The organism is Pseudanabaena minima str. Chao 2107, from assembly GCF_051131155.1.
GTDB classification, from domain to species: domain Bacteria; phylum Cyanobacteriota; class Cyanobacteriia; order Pseudanabaenales; family Pseudanabaenaceae; genus Pseudanabaena; species Pseudanabaena minima.
In genome coordinates this window covers 2,331,416-2,351,235 of sequence record NZ_CP159508.1, presented here as the reverse complement: position 1 = coordinate 2,351,235, position 19,820 = coordinate 2,331,416, and the positions used below count along the sequence as shown (strand labels likewise).

Here is a 19,820-nt window from a genome sequence, read left to right as displayed (position 1 = left end):
TATAGATTTTTTTGTCGCAATAATACTTAAAATTTTTGCATTTATGAAAAAGCATTCGATCTTTCGTATATGATGCAATTAGATAGGGGTGAATCATGTTAACGAGATTTATAAAGTTCATATTCTTCATAAACCTGCAAAGGTATCCGTTAGCATATAGCTAAGCACCTATCAAACTTAAATAACTGAGATTTGATCGATCCAATGAGAATTCTCCTTGTAGAAGATGATGCCAATTTAGCTGACACGTTAGCCGAAGTGTTAACTGGTCAACATTGTGTTGTAGACATTGCGAGAGATGGTGAAGAAGGCTGGGAGAAATCTCAAGCCGACGATTATAACCTGATCTTGCTAGATGTAATGCTGCCAAAGCTGGATGGAATTAACTTATGTCGTCGTTTACGGGCGCATGGCAATAACATCCCGATTTTGATGGTGACTGCACTTGATATGAGTTCTGACAAGGTTCAGGGTCTAGATGCAGGTGCTGATGATTATCTCGTCAAACCGATTGATCCACCTGAGTTGATGGCTCGTATTCGTGCTTTATCACGCCGTGCTCAGATTGCAGAACCCACAGTTTTGCGTTGGGGGGAACTGCAACTCGATCCTGGTATGCATGAGGTTTCCTATGCAGGACAATCTGTGCATTTGACTCCTAAGGAGTACAACATATTAGAGTTGTTGCTCCATCATGGTCGTCAAGTCCTAAAGCGGATCACGATTGTGGAACATGTTTGGTCGCTTACTGATCCACCTAGAGAAGATACCATCAATGCCACTATTAAGAGTCTGCGGAACAAGTTGAAGGGTGCTGCTGCTCCTCACAATTTGATCGAGACGATTCACGGTGTTGGCTATCGTTTAAGTCAGCTTTCATAAAGAAAAAGGAGTGCAAAGCACTCCTTTTTCTTTATGTAGTAAGCCCAAATTCTCGCAAGGCGGGTAAGAAATTATTGTTTTCGTGATGGGATGTACTGAGCTTAATTAGAGCAAAACGTTGTAGTGGGGTGAGATTTTGCCATTGAGTTAGGGCGATCGCCATGTTTAACTCCTGCGCTTGCTGTAAAACACTAAGGGGAAGCACATTGGTTTGCATCCACGCAGGCTCTTGTTCAATGGGCAAATTACTAGGATATATGTTGAAATTTTGAAAAACTTGCGATCGCAGATGTTCTCTATATTTTTCGATTTCTTCGCTAGTAGCACAAGGCAAATCAATTAGTTTTTGACGCTGTACCGTGGAAAAACTTAGCCAATGTTGCAATGAGAGTTTAATGCCACAGGTGTCTAGCTTGTAGCGTACCTGCATAGGAATACAGCGCAAGGCAGCAACAAAATCGGCTTCAAAATGGAAAAATTGCAACATATTGGACAGGGCTATGCGATGAGAAAACTTGCTTTCATTTCAACTTTTTGAAGTCTAACTACACTTCAAAAAATTAAAAACAAAAGCTAATCAGATTTTTGGATTTTCAAAAGGTGATGGTTCCGCGATTTGATAAAGAATCAGATTGCCTTGTGATGCAACTTTGCCTCGTCACAAAAATCGATCCTTTATCCTATTGCATATTCCTTAGCGTCCTTTTAAAAATTGCCACAAGATGCGATCGCATTTTATAGCGCTTCACGCTCTAATAGAAATTAAAAAGCATAGATGGCGCAAAGCGCTGCCTATGCTTTTGGGAATAAGTATATATACTTGTTTAAGAAACTTAATAATGCATAGTGAGAGGCGTTTGTGAAGCGGATAGTTTTTTGTGATTTTGACGGCACGATTACGACCGAAGACACCTTTGTGACGATCCTGCGGCAAATTGTCCCTGAAACTTGCGATCGCATTTTGCCTGAAATTTTTGCACGACGGCTAACCCTACGTGATGGGGTGCGGCTCTTGATCGAAGAAATTCCCACGGCAAGCTATGACAAAATTATTGAACTATCCAAGCCCTATAAAATTCGACGTGGTTTTGTGGAGTTTTTGGATTTTCTGGATGCTCAAAATATTCCCCTTGTCATAGTTTCAGGTGGTTTGCGCTGCATGGTTGAAACGGTAGTTGGCGATCTGCGTGATCGCTTGTTGGGGCTTCATGCCTGTGAACTTGATCGCACGGGTGAATTTTTGCAAGTTAGTTCGCAGTACGAGCATGGAAACGAGCTAATGGCTAAGGTGCAGGTGATCGCAGCATATGATTGTGATGAGGCGATCGCGATCGGTGACTCGATTACGGATTTGCAGATGGCGCTACATGTACCGATTGTGTTTGCCCGCGATCGCCTTGCCAACTATTTAGATGAGGAATATCACAAGCCATATTTTGCATGGAACGATTTTTTTGATGTTCGCGATCGGCTAGCTCAATATTTAAGCAAAGAGCTAACTCCGTTAGAAGGGTCTGCTCATTAGTTCTCAAGTATAGCTACCGTCACTTATGTTAGGACAAAAGCAAAACCCAAGAGGCGAATGGCGGCGCGAAGCGCCGCCATTCGCCTCTTGGGTAATACACTTGGCGACAGCTATAGATTCAACCGTGTTAATCTACTTGATAATTTCGATGTCGGCGAGACTAACTGATAGCTTCATATGTCCAAGCCGCACCGAAAATTCACCCGAACTATTGGGAACTGTCAGCACTTGAGCAACCTTCCCAAATTTGGGAATGCGAACGCGATCGCCGATTTTTACCTGCACCTCAACTTTTTCTTCAGGCACCACAGGTAGATGACGCTTGGTTAGTTCCTCAATTCTCTGCTCAGTACGTTGTACATCCGCAACTAGCTGTTCACCTAATTGTTCACCTTTTTGCAATTTGCGGATGACTCGACCGACTTCCTTTTGGGCTTGAGCGATCGCCGCATTCACCTCTTTTTCTTGACGTTCACGCAATTCCTTAGCCTGCAATCGCATTAGTTCAGCACGATCCAAAATTTCTTTATGCAAGCGCTCTGTTTCTGAGAGCAAATGGGCAGCAGCTTCAGTTTTTTGGGTTTGTTCACGGCGTTGGGCTTCCAGTTCCGCGATTACATCATTCATCTCAGCAGAGCCAATACCCACGCGCACCTGCGCTGCTTCGAGAATGTCCTGTGGTAAACCTAACCGACCTGCGATCGCAAGGGCATTAGAACGCCCAGGAATGCCCCATAACAAACGATAGGTGGGCGCAAGGGAGGCATCATCAAACTCTACTGAAGCATTTTCAAATTTAGGATTTTGGTATTTCAGAGCCTTGAGTTCGCCGAAGTGCGTCGTGGCGATCGCGAGTCTTGTATGTTCGCCCAGATATTCCAACAAAGCCGTAGCGATCGCGCTGCCTTCGGATGGATCAGTCCCTGCCCCAACTTCATCGAGAAGTACTAGAGATTGGTGCGAAAGTGAGTCTAAAATTCTCCCAATGCGGCGAATATGCCCTGAAAAAGTCGATAGATTTTGCTGTAATGACTGCTCATCACCAATATCAGCAAGTACAAGATCAAACCAAGGCATTTCTACAGGTTCTTTAGCGGGAATAAACATTCCCGCCTTTGCCATTAGAGCCGCTAATCCAAAAGTTTTTAAAGTTGCGGTTTTGCCGCCTGTATTTGGTCCTGTTATGACAACTACGGAGATCTGCGGTGAAATCAACACATCCACAGGCACAACTTCACGACCTTCCTCGTTTTGTTGTTGCCATACCAGTAATGGGTGACGCAACTGGCGCAAGACGATCGCCTCACTCTCTAAAAAATGAGGTGGATTCGCTCCTAGCCAATAGCCATACCTTGCTCTTGCTACAGCAAGATCGATCTTAGTCACGATAATTAGCAATCTTTGTAAATCTTCAGCGATCGCCGTAATCTTGGCACTCAGTTCCGCCAAAATAATCTCGATTTGGGCTTGCTCCATTTTTAGCAATTGCCGCAAGCGATTATTGGACTGTACGATCGAGTTTGGCTCGACAAATAGAGTCATCCCTGTACTGGAAGTATCATGAATGACTCCTGGGACGCGATCGCGTTGGGGCGACTTTACTGATAAAACATAGCGATCGCTACGTTGGGTAATAATCTGCTCCTGCAACGAGCTAGCATTGCGCTGCATGATATTTTGCAGTTTCGTAATAATTTGATCACGCACTGAGGTTAACTCATGGCGAATTTCCCCTAACCTTACCGAAGCACGATCTAAGACATTTCCGCCTTCATCAATACAGCGATAAATTTCCTGCTCGACATCAGGATAAGTCCGCAATTCGCTAGCCAGTACTTGCAAATTTGGGCAGTAATCAGCATTGTCTAGCTGACGACGCAAGTTTCGCGCTCCTGCCAAAGTCGTCGCGATCGCCCATAGCTCAGCAGCCGACAAAATCCCCTGTTTTTCGGCACGAAATACGGCCTCCGTAATATTTTGAATCCCATCTAAAGATACGCCTGCACTTCGCTCTTCGAGGGCATAGGCTTCTTTAGTTTGGGTAAGTAACTCTAAGGTGTCTTCATAGCGATCAGGTATGGGTAAATGTGCCGAGGCGATCGCGCCCAGCTTTGTCGTTGTAAATGTTGATAAATGCTGACATAAACGATTCCATTCCAACAAATCCAACGTCTCAGCTTGCATGACACCTCAAAATAGCTTTTTACTCATCAAAACAAGTCAGCAGCGCTGACTTGTCTTGATCATACTTTTCTATTGTGCCAAAAAATTGAAGAACAAGGGGCTTAAGCCCACTGTTCTTGATCAAGGTAAAGATTTGCTTGTCAATAAGTATCCTTACGATGACTGCAACTTAGCAAAAGAATTATTAACTCTTGATCTTTAATTTCGTAAATAACACGGTAATCATTTACCCGAATGCGATATGTATTTTCATACCCCTTGAGTTTTTTAACTCCGTTTGGACGAGGGTTTTCAGCTAAAAGCTGAATAGCAGTGATAATCCGACTTTGAAATAATTTTGGGAAAACGCTCAGTTGTTTCTGGACAGGCCGCGGAATAATAACTTGGTAGCTCATGCCTGACCGACTAGATACTCATCAAGCGTAAGATAATCTCCAGATGCAAAAGCTTGCTTTGAAGCAACAATAATTTCTTGCTCTTCCATAGAGATTTCATTGTCTTCAGAAATTTTCTTGTCTTCATAACGATTTCTGACAAACAGAAGAAAATCCAATAAATTATCCAGCAGTATATCGGGGGTTTTTTCGATTTCTTGAATAAGCTTTTCTTTCGTAGTCATTGCTTGGACTGTTTTCTCTAAATCATAGCAAATACAAAAAAGGGGAGCGCGATGCGCTCCCCTTTTTTAAATTACAAGCGAGAAGCTAATCTCTCAAAATCGGCTTGAGTACTTGATAGCATTCTGCTACGGCTATCCTGAGCGCGATCGCCACTTAAATTCGGGACGAGGTTACGAGCTTGCAATGCCATGTGTAACTGTAAATGTGCGACATATTCACTCAGATCGCCTTGAACATCAATTTGCTTAAGAGCTACAGATTTATTGCTAGTCACCGCGTTACCTCTCATGAAAATATGTGAATGTAAACTAAATGTAATTTTTTAAGACTAATTGTTAGTTTTATTGAGATTAGAGAAGTTATTTCTATAACTTTCGATATAGAACTTATCATACAGCCGTTCTTGGTAGATCTACCTAGATACGAAGCGTAATCTTTTGACGCAATACTTAACAATAGTCAAGAATTTATGGTGCAAAGATTTGCCCCGCACCATAAATTCTTGACTGGGAGAGGATTAGTAGTATTTACAGCTTAAAGAAGCTACGAATAGAATTTAAATATAACGGCTCATTGGTAGAGGCGTTATTGTTATGTCCGCCATTGGGGATAAGCACAATTTGTTTTCTGGTTGGAGTTGCCTCGTATAAGCGTTGAGACATTGCCGCAGGAATCAGATCATCCGCAGTACCGTGGATATAAAGTACGGGTACAGCGAGCGATCTCACCTTAGAGATCGAATCAAAGCGCTGATGAATCAATAAATCAATGGGGAAAACTCGATATTTAGGATCGAGTTGTGCCATATCACTCATAGATGTAAATGACGCATCAATAATCATTCCCAAGGCATCAGGATGCTTGATAGCAAGATCGATCGCGATCGCCCCACCTAACGAATGTCCATAGATTATGATCTGCTTTGGTTGATAGCCTTTTTTGATTAAATAATCCCAAGCTGTCTGAGCATCTGTATAAACCGATGATTCACTAGGAAATCCGCCTTCACTTCTGCCATAGCCCCGATAATCAATCAATAATACTGACAAGCCCATTCGCATCAAGCGATTGGCATGTTTAGCATTAGCACTAATATTTTTACCCTTGCCATGCAAATACAAAATTACTTGGCGATCGCTTAAATTTGCTTTTTCTTCCTGTTTGGCATTAGGTAACCACCAACCATGAATATTTTCACTTGTACCATCAGCATTTTTGACTGGAATTAAGACATCCTCATACTTGGCATTAAATTGAGCAGGAGTGGTAGTAATTTCCCTTTCTGGTGAAAACACCAACTTCGTTTGACCAAACCATAATCCTGCACAAACTGAACCATAAAAACTAGCGATCGCAATTCCTGCGATCGCTACAGGACGTAACCAATGCTTTGGCGCTTGCTTCCCACTCTGATCATGTTGCGATGATTCTAGAGATGATTCAGTCATTGAAGTTTTAGAATCCATATTGTCAGTGAAGATACGAAGAGTCCAAAAAATGTGCCTAAATTTTAATCGACTACAGTAATTGTAATTATGAAACCAATTTTTAGGTTAAAGTCCGCAGCGATAATACTAGGTAACAAAATAAGTACCTGTGCAAAATAAATTACCAAAACCCTTAGAGTTGCGCCCCTGCGGGGCGCAACTCTAAGGGTTTTGGTTCGTAATTAATTATGCCTAGCTACTTAGCGTAGCCATTTTGTATTTTTAAAACACTTAGAAACATAAATTTTTTGGCGCGTATTCGACGCGCCAAAAAATGAGAATTGATGGCGTGAACAAAAATATGTTGCAATTATGCGTCACTGCTGTAATATAGTTAAGCACTAAAAAAGCAATTGCGGTCATGGTGGAATGGTAGACACGCCATCTTGAGGTGGTGGTGGCGAAAGCTGTGAGAGTTCGAGTCTCTCTGACCGCATAAAATAAAAAAGAGAAAAGAGAGCGCTTTGCGCTCTCTTTTCTCTTTTTTACGGTCAACATTGAGACTGTCCTGAGATTGTAGTAGCCTTGAGTCTTAGTGTATAAACTGTTCTTAAATCCATGTCTCGCCAAGTTAATTGTCAAGAAGAATGCACCAATGGCTGTGTCCTTGGGGATAAATGCCCACATTTAGAATATCTAGCTAAAGCTCGTAAACTTTTAGCTGAAACCTCAATTGATAAGTTGATTGAAATTTCTGATTCCCGTTTTCTGCCTCCAGATGCTCCTACAGATAAATAAAGACTCGCTTTGCGAGTCTTTATTTATCTGAGTTTTTCTTTAGCAAGCTTCCAGAGATTATCTAGCTCGTCGGCAGTGAAACTATCAATAGGGCGATCGCTTAAAGTTTCAATCATCTCTAGACGCTGAATAAACTTGCGGTTAGTAGATTGTAAAGCCTCGGATGGGTCGAGATCGTACCAACGCGCCACATTGATCAGCGTGAATAATAAGTCCCCTAATTCCGCCTGTTGATTTTCTTTAGACTCATGCTCTAGGGCATGGCGCAGCTCATCTAACTCTTCATGAAACTTAGCCCATACCCCATCGGCATTGTCCCACTCAAACCCATTGGCGGCTGCCTTTTGGGAAATCTTCATTCCAGCCGTTAAAGGCGGCAGCGATCGCGCATACCGCTTGAGTTTGTAGCTCAGCTTTTGAGTATCTGCTAAATTTTCTCCCTTTTCTTCAGCTTTAATCTTTTCCCAGTTTTGATGAATTTCATCCATGCTGTCAGCTTTGACATCGCTAAATACATGAGGATGGCGACGAATTAACTTTTGGGCGATGCCTTCGGCAACTTCGGCGATCGCAAATTGATTATTTTCACTAGCAATTTGGGACTGCAAGACCACTTGCATTAATAGGTCACCTAGCTCTTCGGCGATCGCCTTACTATCACCACCCTGAATTGCATCCACCACCTCATAGGCTTCCTCAATCACGTAGGGAATCAAGCTTTTAGGCGTTTGCTCCAAATCCCAAGGACATCCACCATCAGGCGATCGTAATTTCGCTACCACATCAATTAGGTGCTGCAATGCGATCAAGTTTGCCGAAGCTTCAACGGTTGGCTCAAAAGTCATAAGATTTGTTTAATGTTAAGAAAAGTAACAAAATGCTATAATAATTAGTATAAAAAAAACTGCTTTTAACACACTATACACAGCACCAATCTTGCTGCTAGAGATCTGACCTATGAGTAATACTGCTAGTCCTGATCCTGAAATGCTCAGACAACTTCTAGAGCCATTACTAGAAGATTTCACCTATTGGTTTGACCGCTCTCAAAAACTACTCTCCAGTGAACGCATAGATTTTTTGCAAGAGACTGAACAAAGAAATTTACTAGAACGAGTTGAAAATGCTCTTAAAGAAGTTGCTGTGGCGATCTCCTTGTTTCGCGTTACAGGACACCAAGTTGGCGTAGACATGGCAACAATGAAACCTTGGCATCAACTACTTATGGAGTGTCAAGCCGTGGGGATGCGCTACTATCGTAATCAAGTAATTTAAAACTTTAATTTTGATCCTTGATTTCTCCTCTCAAACTTTAGTTCACTTAATTTACATATTTTTTTAGGAAAGTAGATATGGTACAGATCCTTTATATACTCGCTTTTACGATCCTCTCCATTTTTGCGATTAGTAATCTCATTCGCAGCATGATCGCACTTTCCCAAAATGACTCACGCAGCTACCAAGATAATCGTAGTCGCCGAGTATCGCCTCAATACGCTCATCCTGAACTATGGGATAAAGATGGCAAATATATCGATGAGCCATTAATGGTAATCAAATCGATTAATGTTGATGATGCGCGTTCAAGACTAGATGCTCTCTATAACTCGTCACCTAGTGGCGACAAATAGTAAGGTTAAGTCACATTGCTTTGCGCTCAAGCCCCAATGCACAAATATTTTGAAATTCTTACAAAGTAAGAATTTCAAAATATTTGTGCATTGGTTTGTTTTTCATTGAGGTACGGATGACCCATAGGCTATTAGTTTGTACGACCTGTGCCAGCACTTGGCAAAATGGCAATAAGGTAGGTATTAGTGGCGGTGAAACATTGCTAAAAACACTTTCTCAATTACACCAAAATTGGGAAAAGCGATCGCAGTTTGAAATTCGTGCAGTTTCCTGTATGAGTGCATGTAGCCATGCTTGCGCTGTAGCCTTTGCCTCTGAGGGTAAATATTCCTACTTGTTTGGCGATTTACCCAGTGATGTAGAAAATATGGCAACCACCGCATCAGCAATCTTGTCCTGTGCTGAAATATATAGCGATCGCCCCGATGGGATGCTTGCTTGGAAAGAGCGTCCTGAACCACTGAAAAGTGGTGTAATTGCCCGTATCCCCCCTTTATAGAAAAAAGAGCGTTTAACGCTCTTTTTTTATAATTTTTTGAAAGCCCACCGTCGGTAGGTTTTCAAAAAAACGATTTTGGTGTTTCCAGTGCTTTCGGTGCTGGAAACATCAAAATCGTTTTCATAATGAGAATTGCTGTAAAAAAGCCTTAAAATCAAGGGGCTAAAAGAAATTCTGGTAATGTGGACAGACCTCTGTACATACAAAAATAAAACTCAAATTTGTAACACCCCATGCAAGGCACGCTCAGAGAAATTGACGTACATACTATTATCAACCTGATCGAGTTTGGACAGCGAACTGGTGAGTTGTTGATTGAATCTAGTACAGGGAAATTCTGGTTTTTATTTTTTGATAACGGAGAATTGATCTACGCCACCGATACTGATAGCAACTTGACTCGTCTGCACGATTATTTGCATGGATTAGGGTTAGACCATGCACTCGATCAGTTATCTAGCTCAAAACTAGGAATTAATGTTTTAGAATATGGACAAATTTGGGCACTTCTAGAATCCAAAATTCTCAGTCCTACTCAGGCTAAGTCAATTCTGGAAAGCACAATCCGAGAGGTACTTTTTGATATTATCGGTCTCTATCAAGGCACATTTGTTTTTGAAATTAGTGCTGCGCTCACACCAAAGTTAACAAGATTTAAGTTTTCGCAGTTTAGTTCTGAATATTTACGCCAACTGCAAACATGGAAGAAATTTTATCCAGTTTTACAGTCGATCGATCAATGTCCTGTATTGCTCACTCAAGAGTCTTTGCCATCTTTAAGTTCTTGGATTGATGGCAAGACGACAATTCGTCAGTTATCGCGATATGCGGGGAAGGATGTTAGTCAAATTGGACAGATGATCTATGATGCGATCGCAGTTGGACAGGTTGCGATTACGCCATTAGCGATGAGTGTACCGCTACAAGTAAAGGTACAGTCGCCCAGAATTTTATGTATTGACGATAGTGTGACCATCTGTCGGGCAGTTGAGTATATTTTGCATAATCATGGCTTTCAAGTTATGGCGGTTTCGAGTCCGATTAAGGCTTTAAGTTTGATTTTTCAACATAATCCTGATCTGATTTTGTGTGATATCACAATGCCAGAGATTGATGGATACGAACTATGTGGAATGCTGCGTAAATCGAGTGCATTTGCCAAGGTTCCGATTATCATGCTAACGGGAAAAGATGGCTTCATTGATCGCGTTAAAGCTCGGATGGTGGGAGCTACGGAATATTTAACTAAACCATTTGGAGAGAAAGAATTACTGACAACAGTAGAAAAATATTGTAAGCGCTAAGTGAGAAAGCTCAATTTTTGTAGGATGCGTTAGTGCAACTCAAAACCCAAATAGTGTGAGGAGGTGGCGCTTCGCGCCGCCTCACACTATTTGGGTTTTGTCGTTTGATTAGCTCTCATCCGAAAAACTGATACTGGTTCACTTAAACCTTTCAAAAATACAGAACTCTCTTCGCAAATGTAATCTTTTATCGCCTCGATCGCTTGAGCTTGATTTCGTAAAGAGGCTGTGAACACAATGTCATTGCCTTCGCTTAGTCCTTGGACTCTTGCTGCTGTGTTAACGGTTGTCCCAAAGTAGTCCGAGCGATCATTGAGATTAACGCTAATACAAGCACCCGCATGGACACCAACTTTGAGAATTAGTTGCTGCTCCGCAGATTCAAAACGACGATTAAAATCTTGCATTTTTGACTGCATGGCGATCGCGGCCTTGAGTCCATCATCTGGCGAAGTAAATGTTGCCATAATTGCATCACCGATGGTCTTAATTACGGCTCCATTATGCTGATCGACGATTTCAAAGAGAAAGTCAAAATGTTGACGTACCAGACTATAGGCTTGAGAATCTCCTTTTTGGCTATAGAGAGCAGTGGAGCCAGCTAAATCAGTAAAGAGAATTGTGACTTGTCGAATCAGTAAACTCTCATTGGGCGGTATAGTCTCGCGAGGAAATAGCTCACGAAACATTTGCAAAGTTAAGAGCCGATGTCCTGAAACTACGCCATATTTTGCATCGTTATGAGCGCGAAATACTGGATCATTTGCTTCCTGTGGTAGCGAACGCAATCGTTCATCAATGCTAAAGGTAACGCGCACCTGTTGGTCAGCATCAGATTCATGCTTGTGATGACATACGGGACAAACATGCCATGTTCTTAGCTCTCCCAATTGAGTTGCAGCAAAATCAATTCCCTGACATTTTGGACATTGAATATCCCAATTCAGCATCACAATTCCTTCCTTTAGAGCCATGACTAAAAGTTTTAAGGTCTCGCGCTCTGAGAGTTTCAAATGTTCAGCAATGAGGCGGGGATTGGTATGGTAAAGAAATCGGCTATCTTGACCCTGTAAAAAATCAATAAAATTGTCTTGATCAATCGTGCTAACCCCATACCGACTTAAGGACTTTACGGCTTGGGAAATCGCCTGATTAGTCTTATTTTTTGATGAATTAAAGAGATTTAGCATAGTTGCATCTTCAATATCGCTAAGGCGATTAATTTGGCTGTTTATGAACTGATGCGTCTCAAGTGTACTTCTCAAAAAATGAGATTAAAGCCGCTTTGCGTGCGGCTTTAATCTAGAGCACGCTAGCTAGCAAAGCTTTTTGAGCATGAAGGCGGTTTTCGGCTTCATCCCAAATGCGTGATTGCGATCCTTCCATTACTTCATTAGTAATCTCTTCACCACGATGGGCAGGTAAGCAATGTAGGGCGATCGCTTGCTGATCGGCTAAAGCCATTAGCTCTGCATTCAACTGGTAGGGCTGAAAAATGGGAATCCGATCTTCTGCTTCTGACTCTTGCCCCATACTTGCCCATACATCGGTATAAAGTACATGGGCAGCCCGTGATGCTAATTTTGGATCTTCGGTGACAATAACCTCCGAATTTTCAGCTAAAGCTTTGGCTTGCGCAACAATGGTCGGATCGGGCATAAAGTTTTTGGGTGAGGCAATCCGCACATTCATCCCCACAAGGGCGCAACCAATCATCAGGGAATGCGCCATATTATTACCATCACCAAGATAAGTAAGGGTTAAACCTTTCAAAGAGCCGAAGTTTTCCATCACGGTTAGCAAATCCGCAAGCACTTGGCATGGATGCTCTAAATCGCTGAGGGCGTTAATAATCGGGATCTTCGAGAATTTGGCAAAGGTTTCTAATTCTGCTTGCTCAAAGGTACGAATTGCCAAAACATCTAAATAGCGATCAAGAACTCTGGCAGTATCTTCTATGGGTTCGCCACGACTGACTTGAGTCACATTTGGATCGAGGTCAATCACATGTCCCCCCAGTTGATGCATGGCGACGGTAAAGCTAACTCGCGTTCTTGTTGACGCTTTGCGAAACAGCAAGCCAAGAGTCTTACGCTGAAAGTCAAACTGGACTTCTCCTGCTTTGAGTTGTTTGGCAAGTGTCAGCAATTCCTGAATTTCGCTTGGTTGCAAATCTGCCAAACTAAGAAGATCGCGTCCCTGAAGGTTTCCCATTGTTGTTAGTTAGAAAAGATCTTGTAATGACTGTATCATCAACTTACAGCGCTTTACCCTGATCAAAAACCGCTTTTTTAGGAAAGTAATGTAAAGCAGTGTTTTGCTGAAAAAGCTATGGGTTTAGCGCATCTGCTAAGTGATATCAGCAGCTTTAGACAATGAAATTAAACCTAGTTTCTAGGTGAATTTATGAAGTTAACCTCCTTAAAACTAAATACATTCAAGTTTTCTAAGCATTATTACCTTTGGCTATTAGGGGGAATAGCAGGTTTAGTTTTTGGAAGTGAGACTGTATCTCGACTAGGCGGCGAGATTCTATGGTTTCAAGAGATGGGCTATTTGCCCATGTATTTATTACGGCTCGGAGTACAAATTGGATTAGGAGTTGCGATATTCGCGATCGCCTTAGGCTATCTCTTCAGAAATTTGCAGATTGCTGAATCACTGAAATATGACGATCTACCTAATGAGTCTGAACGGCGACAATCAAAACTCCGCAAACGATCATCTCTCCCAAAACAACTAAATAATCAATCACCAACTTCATCCAAATACATACCCACATCTTTTCGATTACGTTGGCTTCTGCCTCTAGTTTTGGGCTTAAGTCTCCTAATTTGCTCACTCCTAATTCATTATGGACAAGTAGCACTCGTTCAATGGAAACCATCAGCGCTCCAACCCAGTATTGCCCCGATCGCACCATTACTATTTAGACCCGAACTACTTGGTCGATTGGTAATTCAGATATTTACGGCGAGACTCTCGGCAGTTGTGACTATTGGGGCGGCAATTTCTTTGCTAATTTATCCCAAGTTCTTGCTAAAGGCGATCGCTGTTGTCATTAGTGTGTTTACTGCATGGGTGACTTCACGACAATGGATGCGGATTATTCCTTATTTTCAACCCACTAGTTTTGAGCAAACTGAACCCCTTTTTAATCAAGATCTGAGCTTTTATATATTCAATTTGCCAACTTTGGAAGTTGTGGAATTTGGGCTAGTTGGCGTTTGTCTGTATGGTTTTATTGCCGTCCTCCTAACCTACTTGCTATCAGGAAATAGCCTGAGCGAAGGTAAATTTATCGGTATTTCCCACGATCAACAGCGACACCTTTACGGACTCGGCGGTGTGTTGATGGTAGTAATTGGGTTTAGTTATTGGCTCAATCGTTACGAGCTTTTATATTCACCGCGTGGGGTTTCCTATGGTGCTAGCTATACAGATACAGTGGTACAGTTACCAGTCTATACAGGGCTAAGTATTCTCGCCTTCGCGATCGCCATTTACTTAATTCTGCGGTGGGTCAGATTTCATCGTCAACCTGTAAGTCGTAAGCCAGTGGTATTCGCTTTAGTTGTATATCTAGTGATGGCGATCGGGCTAGGTGTCGGTTTACCAATTGCCGTGCAATCTTTGATTGTGCAACCCAATGAACTTGCCCGTGAACAGCCCTACATCCAACGCACAATCTCCTTTACCCGTCAAGCATTCGGACTCGAAAGTATTAATTCTCAGGTTTTTAATCCACAGGGCAAGTTAACCGAAAAATCCATTCAAAATAATGACTTGACGGTTCGCAATATTCGGCTTTGGGATAAACAACCACTACTTGCCACCAATCGTCAACTTCAACAAATCCGTCTTTACTATAGTTTTCCTGATGCGGATATTGATCGTTATACGATTAATGAAGAGAAGCTATCCAAAACTGCGGCTAGTCAGCAACAGGTACTCATCGCCGCGAGAGAGTTGGACTATACGGCAGTTCCTCAAGAAGCGCAAACTTGGGTAAACCAGCATTTGATTTATACCCATGGCTATGGCTTTACCCTCAGTCCAGTCAATCGGGTCGGTGCGGGTGGACTACCTGAATATTTCATTAAAGATATTGGCATCACCGAAGGCAGTCCTCTCACCACCTCTAGCGAAGCTGTGCGGGAGAGTATTCCGATTGGTGCACCACGTATTTATTACGGAGAGAATACTAATACCTATGTGATGACTGGAACCAAGGTTAAGGAACTCGATTATCCTAGCGATAATGATAATGTTTACAACATTTATGATGGAAGAGGCGGTATTCCCCTTGATTCCTTTTGGCGGCGGATGTTATTTGCTAAATATCTAAATGATTGGCGGATGGCGGTGACTCCCGAATTCCTGCCCGAAACTAAGTTGTTATTTCGGCGGAACATTATGCAAAGGATTCAGGCGATCGCTCCTTTTTTACGTTACGACAGTGATCCCTATCTAGTAGCAGCCAAAGCAAGTGCTCAGCCAGAAGATCCTAGCTCTCTCTATTGGATTGTTGATGCTTATACCACTAGCGATCGCTATCCCTATTCGGATACTGGCAATGAAGGAATTAATTACATTCGCAACTCGATTAAAGTTGTGATTGATGCCTATCATGGTCATGTAGATTTCTATATTGCCGATCCTAGTGATCCGATTATCCGCTCATGGGCAAGGATTTTCCCTGATTTGTTTAAACCCCTCAGTGCAATGCCTGAGCCACTGCGGCAGCATTTACGCTATCCCGTCGATTTGTTCTCAATTCAATCAGAACGCTTGATGACCTATCACATGACTGATGCTCAAGTGTTCTATAACCGTGAAGATCAGTGGCAAATTCCCAATGAGGTCTATGGTGATAAACCACGTCTAGTAGAACCCTATTATTTAATTACAAGTTTACCTGAAGTTCCCTTTGAGGAATTTATTCTCCTATTACCTTTTACGCCTAAGGAACGGACAAATCTGGTGGCATGGTTAGCAGCAAGGTCAGATGGAGAGAACTACGGAAAGCTCTTGCTCTATACATTTCCCAAGCAAATTCTTGTCTATGGACCAGAACAAATTGAAGCCAGAATTAACCAAGATCCTGTAATTTCTCAACAAATTTCGCTATGGAATCGTCAAGGTTCACGAGTAATTCAAGGCAATCTACTGATCATTCCCATTGAACAATCTCTGCTGTATGTAGAACCACTTTATTTAGAGTCAACTCAAAACAAATTGCCAACTCTCGTGCGTGTAATTGTTGCCTATGAGAATCGAATCGTGATGGCTCAGACTTTACAGCAGGCGATCGCTGCCATCTTTAAGCCAGACCAAGAAATTACACCGCCCATCATTCGCCCAGTCGAAGCCCCAACGCCATCACCTTAAGAAGTTTTGCGCCTTGCTTCGCACGACGCAAATGACGAAAAATGGTAAGAATCGCTTAGCGATTCTTACCATTTTTCGCTTTCGTCGAACCGACGTTAAAAAAAGCAGAGGTTGCATAGCAATCTCTGCTTTTTTAGATTTTCACGCCAGATTTACGGGCAATCCAAATTTCCCAATTGCGGAGAAAACTCGATCGCGCTTTAAAGATGGTGGAGATCGATGGCTTGAATATCAACTCTTCACAAGGAGGCTGTACCAAAATTGTGAATAAACCTAAACGATTACCAACGATCGTATCCGTAAATAGGCGATCACCTACCATCGCCACTTGCGAAGCTGGTAACTCCATCGCTTCGAGAACTTGGCGTACCACACGGCGCGATGGTTTGCCAGCACGACTGCGATAGGGAAGATTCAAGCTCTCGGCAACTCTCTGAATGCGGCGATCGCTAAAATTATTACTTGCTAACCAGATGGGATATTGTGAACGCATTAACCCTACCCAAAGACGAATTTCTTCTGACACATCAGCTTCATCATCCCCAATTAATGTATTGTCTACGTCCAAAATCAAACCACGTAACCCATAGGTTGTCATAAGTTGCGGTGTGATCGCGTAAATAGGTGATGACAAAACTAGGTCAGGAGCAATAAGATGCCAAGCTTTCACAAATATTTTGAGAATGTTAATTAAATAATTAAGAATATCTTATACCAAAACACAAAGAAGAGGCAACAGATGATATAAGAGAAAAAGGAGAAAGAGGATAACAAAATGGCAGGGGTATATAGATTAGAAATAAGTGAAAGCGAAGAAGAGCTAAAAGAGATGCTAGGGCGGCAGAAAACAGGCTCAGATAAAGAACGAGTGCAAGTATTGTACTTACTGAAAAGCAAGCAAGCTGGCACAGTGCAAGCCGCCGCTCAACTAATCGGGAGAAACCGTAGCACAGTGCAAGAGTGGATCAGAGGATATCGAGAGGGAGGAATAGCAGGAATACTAAGCCATAAACCAAGAGTAGGCAGAATACCCAAAATCCCAGATTGGGCGCAAAAAGCACTGGACAAACAACTGCAACAGGAAAAAGGATTTAATAGCTACGGAGAGATACGACAATGGCTACAGGAAAAACTAGGAATCGAAAGTACCTATAAAAATGTGCATGACTTGGTGCATTACCGAATGAAGGCAAAACCAAAGGTAGCCCGTCCCTATAGCGCCAGTCAAAACCAAGGGCAACGCGAGGAATATAAAAAAAACTCTCGGATAACCTAGCCATGGTGGCATGGTATGCCGTGACCGTGTTGGGATTAACGGGAAAAGTCCGATTCTTTTGTCAAGACGAAACAAGGATTGGTTTGAAAACCATCAGTGGTCGTAAAATAACGGCTCGTGGGGTCAAACCCAAGGCAAAAGTCCAGTGGCAGTTTCAGGCTACATGGTTATACGGCATCGTCGAACCTGCGACGGGAGAAAGCTTTTTCTATGAATTTAGTCATCTCAACACTGACTGTTTTCAAATATTTCTAGACCTTGTATCAGAGAAATTTGCAGACAGCATAATTATCTTGCAAGTTGATCAGGCTGGTTGTCATCGGGCTAAGCGTTTACGATTACCTCACAATATCATTTTGATATTTCAGCCTGCTCATTCTCCAGAATTAAACCCAATTGAGCGGGTTTGGCTACATTTGAAGCAAGGGTTGAGATTTTCTTTACCCAAAAATATGGATGAGTTGCGGCTTTTGGTCAAGAATCGTCTCTCCGAAATGACTAAATCTGTAATTGCTTCTCTTGTCGGTAGAGATTCCATACTGGATGCTCTATCTGTTGCCTCTCTTTTGTGATTTGGTATTACAGCGCTTTGAGCTAGAACAGTTGAGCAAACTCAATTGTTCTAGTAAAATATCCCGCGCAGAGGGCGGGATATTTTACTGTTTAGGTGTTTTTTGCTGAATTTTTTTGTCGATCACTTGCAATGCTTTTTCGTGTTCTTCTAAAGTACGACTAAATACATGACTGCCATCAAATTTAGCTACAAAAAATAAGTAGTCGGTCGTCGCTGGATCAAGAGTTGCCTTGAGACTAGCTAACCCTACAGAAGCGATCGCCCCAGGTGGCAAACCTTCATTTAAATAGGTGTTATAAGGTGAAGCAGTACGTACTTGATCTAAGGTGAGAGGATTTTCAGGTGTTTGGCGAATATTTAAGCCATATTCAACTGTAGGGTCGGATTCTAAACGCATATTTTTTTTGATGCGATTCCAGAAAACACCAGAAATGATCCGTCTTTCTGATTCAATTACCGCTTCTTTTTCCACAATACTTGCCAGAGTGACCCAATCTTTGAGACTGATTTTGACCTTCGGTTTACTAGATTGATTGTCTTGATAAAGCGGTAAAGCGACTTCTTCAAAGCGATTAAGCATCAAATCAATAATCCGATCAGGTGTCGCTTCCGATGGCAAGATTTGATAGGTATCAGGAAAAAGAAATCCTTCTAGACTAGGAATATCTTCAGGCAGCCAAGTGCGTCGCCTCGGACTGACACGCTGAGCCGCAATTACAAAATCCTTAGCTGCAAAAAAGCCCTGCTCCTCAAATAAACTTGCCATCTGTGCGATCGACCAACCTTCAGGAATCGTAAATCTTACTTCTGAAGATTTGGCAGTCTGGATTTGGGCTACCACTTCTGGCAATGACTGGTTTGTGGCGAAATCATAGGTTCCCGATCGCAAGGCTACTGACTCACTACTTCGCAGCGATTGCCACATTACCCACAAGCGCAAAGCTAAGGCAGAACGAATCACGCCTGCTGATTCTAGCTCTTGAGCGATCGCTTGCGTTGGCATTCCATCGGATATAGTTAGTCGAATTTTCGCCCCAAAATTGCTAGGTGCTGCACTTGCCCAAATCCACCAAGAACTGCTAACAATACCAGTAACAAGGATAGTTAAGGGAACGGCAACACCATAAAATAGCCATTTAGAACTCTTCTTCGGCATCTTCTGTGCTGAGGACATGGTCTAGATATTGCTCCACATAAGGCTCAAGGGCTGCCATTTCCTCTGGTGTAAGGACTTCAGGCTGACCGTCATCTCCAACTTTAGCAATAAACATCAAAGGATCAAGGGACGTAAATACAGAAAAAGCTTGCTCTTCATAGTAGAAATGAGCTAGTTCTTGAAACTCACCACAATTTCCATCTTCTTCGGTATCGATCTCAATGATATCTTCTTCAGTTGGCTCAGGTAATTCACCTTCAACAGTCAATGTATGTGCCGAGCGTTTTAGTGAAAGATTTTGTTCTGCTAAAACCGCCTGAGCTACTGGGAAAATTAGATCAATTTCCTCTTCGGTGACATCGACTAATTCAGTTTCTTCTTCGTCATCGGTTTCTTGCCATGCAAAGATTTGCACAGAAAAGTCAACTGGTTGCAGCAGCAAATATTCGGTGCTGTCCACTTTAAACGCGGTTTCGACAGTGCAAGGCAAGCTCTTACCTGCGTCATCCTTAAGTACGATCGTCGATCCTTCCATAGATTGCTGTTTTGTAT

At 42.3% G+C, this 19,820-nt stretch carries 22 protein-coding genes and 1 tRNA gene; 11 read left to right on the top strand and 12 right to left on the bottom strand.

Annotation, left to right across the window (positions count from 1 at the left end):
• Positions 1-204 precede the first annotated feature (204 nt).
• On the top strand, positions 205-882 hold the full coding sequence (locus ABM313_RS10640; RefSeq protein ID WP_434687839.1) for a response regulator transcription factor: 678 nt from the start codon (positions 205-207) through the stop codon (positions 880-882).
• Between the two features lie 31 nt (positions 883-913).
• On the opposite strand, the gene ABM313_RS10635 is transcribed toward ABM313_RS10640, so the two are convergent.
• Positions 914-1,369, bottom strand: a complete 456-nt coding sequence (locus ABM313_RS10635) for a nitrate reductase associated protein (protein WP_434687838.1) — start codon at positions 1,367-1,369, stop codon at positions 914-916.
• Between the two features lie 372 nt (positions 1,370-1,741).
• Between ABM313_RS10635 and ABM313_RS10630 the strand changes: the two genes are divergently transcribed.
• Entirely contained in the window at positions 1,742-2,407 is a 666-nt protein-coding gene (locus ABM313_RS10630) for an HAD-IB family phosphatase (RefSeq protein ID WP_434687836.1), read from the top strand.
• Between the two features lie 132 nt (positions 2,408-2,539).
• Here the strand turns inward: ABM313_RS10630 and ABM313_RS10625 are convergent, their stop codons facing one another.
• From ABM313_RS10625 to ABM313_RS10605, 5 genes are all read right to left on the bottom strand, one after another.
• Positions 2,540-4,591, bottom strand: a complete 2,052-nt coding sequence (locus ABM313_RS10625; RefSeq protein ID WP_434687834.1) for an endonuclease MutS2 — start codon at positions 4,589-4,591, stop codon at positions 2,540-2,542.
• Between the two features lie 140 nt (positions 4,592-4,731).
• A complete protein-coding gene (locus tag ABM313_RS10620; protein WP_434687832.1) occupies positions 4,732-4,986 on the bottom strand; it encodes a type II toxin-antitoxin system RelE family toxin in 255 nt (84 codons plus the stop codon).
• On the bottom strand, positions 4,983-5,210 hold the full coding sequence (locus tag ABM313_RS10615; protein WP_434687830.1) for a DUF2281 domain-containing protein: 228 nt from the start codon (positions 5,208-5,210) through the stop codon (positions 4,983-4,985). The genes ABM313_RS10620 and ABM313_RS10615 overlap by 4 nt, the downstream gene beginning before the upstream one ends.
• A gap of 71 nt (positions 5,211-5,281) precedes the next feature.
• Positions 5,282-5,500: a hypothetical protein gene (locus ABM313_RS10610; RefSeq protein WP_434687828.1), complete on the bottom strand. Its 219-nt coding sequence runs from the start codon at positions 5,498-5,500 to the stop codon at positions 5,282-5,284.
• A gap of 238 nt (positions 5,501-5,738) precedes the next feature.
• Complete coding sequence (locus ABM313_RS10605; RefSeq protein ID WP_434687827.1) at positions 5,739-6,659, bottom strand: alpha/beta hydrolase; 921 nt, start codon at positions 6,657-6,659, stop codon at positions 5,739-5,741.
• 394 nt (positions 6,660-7,053) lie between these two features.
• Here ABM313_RS10605 and ABM313_RS10600 point away from each other — a divergent pair.
• Positions 7,054-7,134: transfer RNA gene (locus ABM313_RS10600), tRNA-Leu, on the top strand.
• 122 nt (positions 7,135-7,256) lie between these two features.
• The gene (locus ABM313_RS10595; protein ID WP_434687825.1) at positions 7,257-7,436 is read left to right on the top strand and encodes a hypothetical protein; all 180 of its coding nucleotides are present in this window, start codon (positions 7,257-7,259) and stop codon (positions 7,434-7,436) included.
• Between the two features lie 23 nt (positions 7,437-7,459).
• Here ABM313_RS10595 and mazG read toward each other — a convergent pair whose 3' ends face one another.
• Positions 7,460-8,281 (bottom strand): nucleoside triphosphate pyrophosphohydrolase, encoded by an 822-nt coding sequence (gene mazG, locus ABM313_RS10590; protein WP_434687823.1) that lies wholly within the window; start codon positions 8,279-8,281, stop codon positions 7,460-7,462.
• Positions 8,282-8,393: 112 nt separating this feature from the next.
• Here mazG and ABM313_RS10585 point away from each other — a divergent pair, with 112 nt between their 5' ends.
• The 4 genes from ABM313_RS10585 to ABM313_RS10570 all read left to right on the top strand — a co-directional run bounded on the left by ABM313_RS10585 (position 8,394) and on the right by ABM313_RS10570 (position 10,871).
• Positions 8,394-8,711 (top strand): DUF2605 domain-containing protein, encoded by a 318-nt coding sequence (locus tag ABM313_RS10585; RefSeq protein WP_281006949.1) that lies wholly within the window; start codon positions 8,394-8,396, stop codon positions 8,709-8,711.
• Positions 8,712-8,788: 77 nt separating this feature from the next.
• Complete coding sequence (locus ABM313_RS10580; protein ID WP_190580749.1) at positions 8,789-9,067, top strand: DUF2973 domain-containing protein; 279 nt, start codon at positions 8,789-8,791, stop codon at positions 9,065-9,067.
• A 116-nt stretch (positions 9,068-9,183) separates the two neighbouring features.
• Positions 9,184-9,567 carry a DUF1636 family protein gene (locus tag ABM313_RS10575; protein WP_434687821.1) on the top strand — a complete coding sequence of 128 codons (384 nt, stop codon included), beginning with the start codon at positions 9,184-9,186 and terminating at the stop codon, positions 9,565-9,567.
• A gap of 233 nt (positions 9,568-9,800) precedes the next feature.
• Complete coding sequence (locus ABM313_RS10570; RefSeq protein ID WP_434687819.1) at positions 9,801-10,871, top strand: response regulator; 1,071 nt, start codon at positions 9,801-9,803, stop codon at positions 10,869-10,871.
• A gap of 86 nt (positions 10,872-10,957) precedes the next feature.
• On the opposite strand, the gene ABM313_RS10565 is transcribed toward ABM313_RS10570, so the two are convergent.
• Both ABM313_RS10565 and argF read right to left on the bottom strand, forming a co-directional pair.
• A complete protein-coding gene (locus tag ABM313_RS10565; RefSeq protein WP_434687817.1) occupies positions 10,958-12,061 on the bottom strand; it encodes an adenylate/guanylate cyclase domain-containing protein in 1,104 nt (367 codons plus the stop codon).
• Between the two features lie 112 nt (positions 12,062-12,173).
• Positions 12,174-13,085 (bottom strand): ornithine carbamoyltransferase, encoded by a 912-nt coding sequence (argF, locus tag ABM313_RS10560; protein WP_434687815.1) that lies wholly within the window; start codon positions 13,083-13,085, stop codon positions 12,174-12,176.
• A gap of 192 nt (positions 13,086-13,277) precedes the next feature.
• Between argF and ABM313_RS10555 the strand changes: the two genes are divergently transcribed.
• A complete protein-coding gene (locus ABM313_RS10555) occupies positions 13,278-16,262 on the top strand; it encodes a UPF0182 family protein (protein WP_434687813.1) in 2,985 nt (994 codons plus the stop codon).
• A 133-nt stretch (positions 16,263-16,395) separates the two neighbouring features.
• Here the strand turns inward: ABM313_RS10555 and ABM313_RS10550 are convergent, their stop codons facing one another.
• Entirely contained in the window at positions 16,396-16,938 is a 543-nt protein-coding gene (locus ABM313_RS10550) for a YqeG family HAD IIIA-type phosphatase (RefSeq protein ID WP_434688440.1), read from the bottom strand.
• A 99-nt stretch (positions 16,939-17,037) separates the two neighbouring features.
• Here ABM313_RS10550 and ABM313_RS10545 point away from each other — a divergent pair, with 99 nt between their 5' ends.
• On the top strand, positions 17,038-17,538 hold the full coding sequence (locus ABM313_RS10545; protein WP_434683803.1) for a helix-turn-helix domain-containing protein: 501 nt from the start codon (positions 17,038-17,040) through the stop codon (positions 17,536-17,538).
• A gap of 2 nt (positions 17,539-17,540) precedes the next feature.
• Positions 17,541-18,110: an IS630 family transposase gene (locus ABM313_RS10540; protein WP_434683804.1), complete on the top strand. Its 570-nt coding sequence runs from the start codon at positions 17,541-17,543 to the stop codon at positions 18,108-18,110.
• An 84-nt stretch (positions 18,111-18,194) separates the two neighbouring features.
• Here ABM313_RS10540 and mltG read toward each other — a convergent pair whose 3' ends face one another.
• Positions 18,195-19,286, bottom strand: coding sequence for an endolytic transglycosylase MltG (gene mltG / locus ABM313_RS10535; RefSeq protein ID WP_434687810.1), 1,092 nt, complete (start codon positions 19,284-19,286; stop codon positions 18,195-18,197).
• Entirely contained in the window at positions 19,249-19,803 is a 555-nt protein-coding gene (locus tag ABM313_RS10530) for a DUF3727 domain-containing protein (RefSeq protein ID WP_094532895.1), read from the bottom strand. The genes mltG and ABM313_RS10530 overlap by 38 nt, the downstream gene beginning before the upstream one ends.
• Positions 19,804-19,820: the final 17 nt, after the last annotated feature.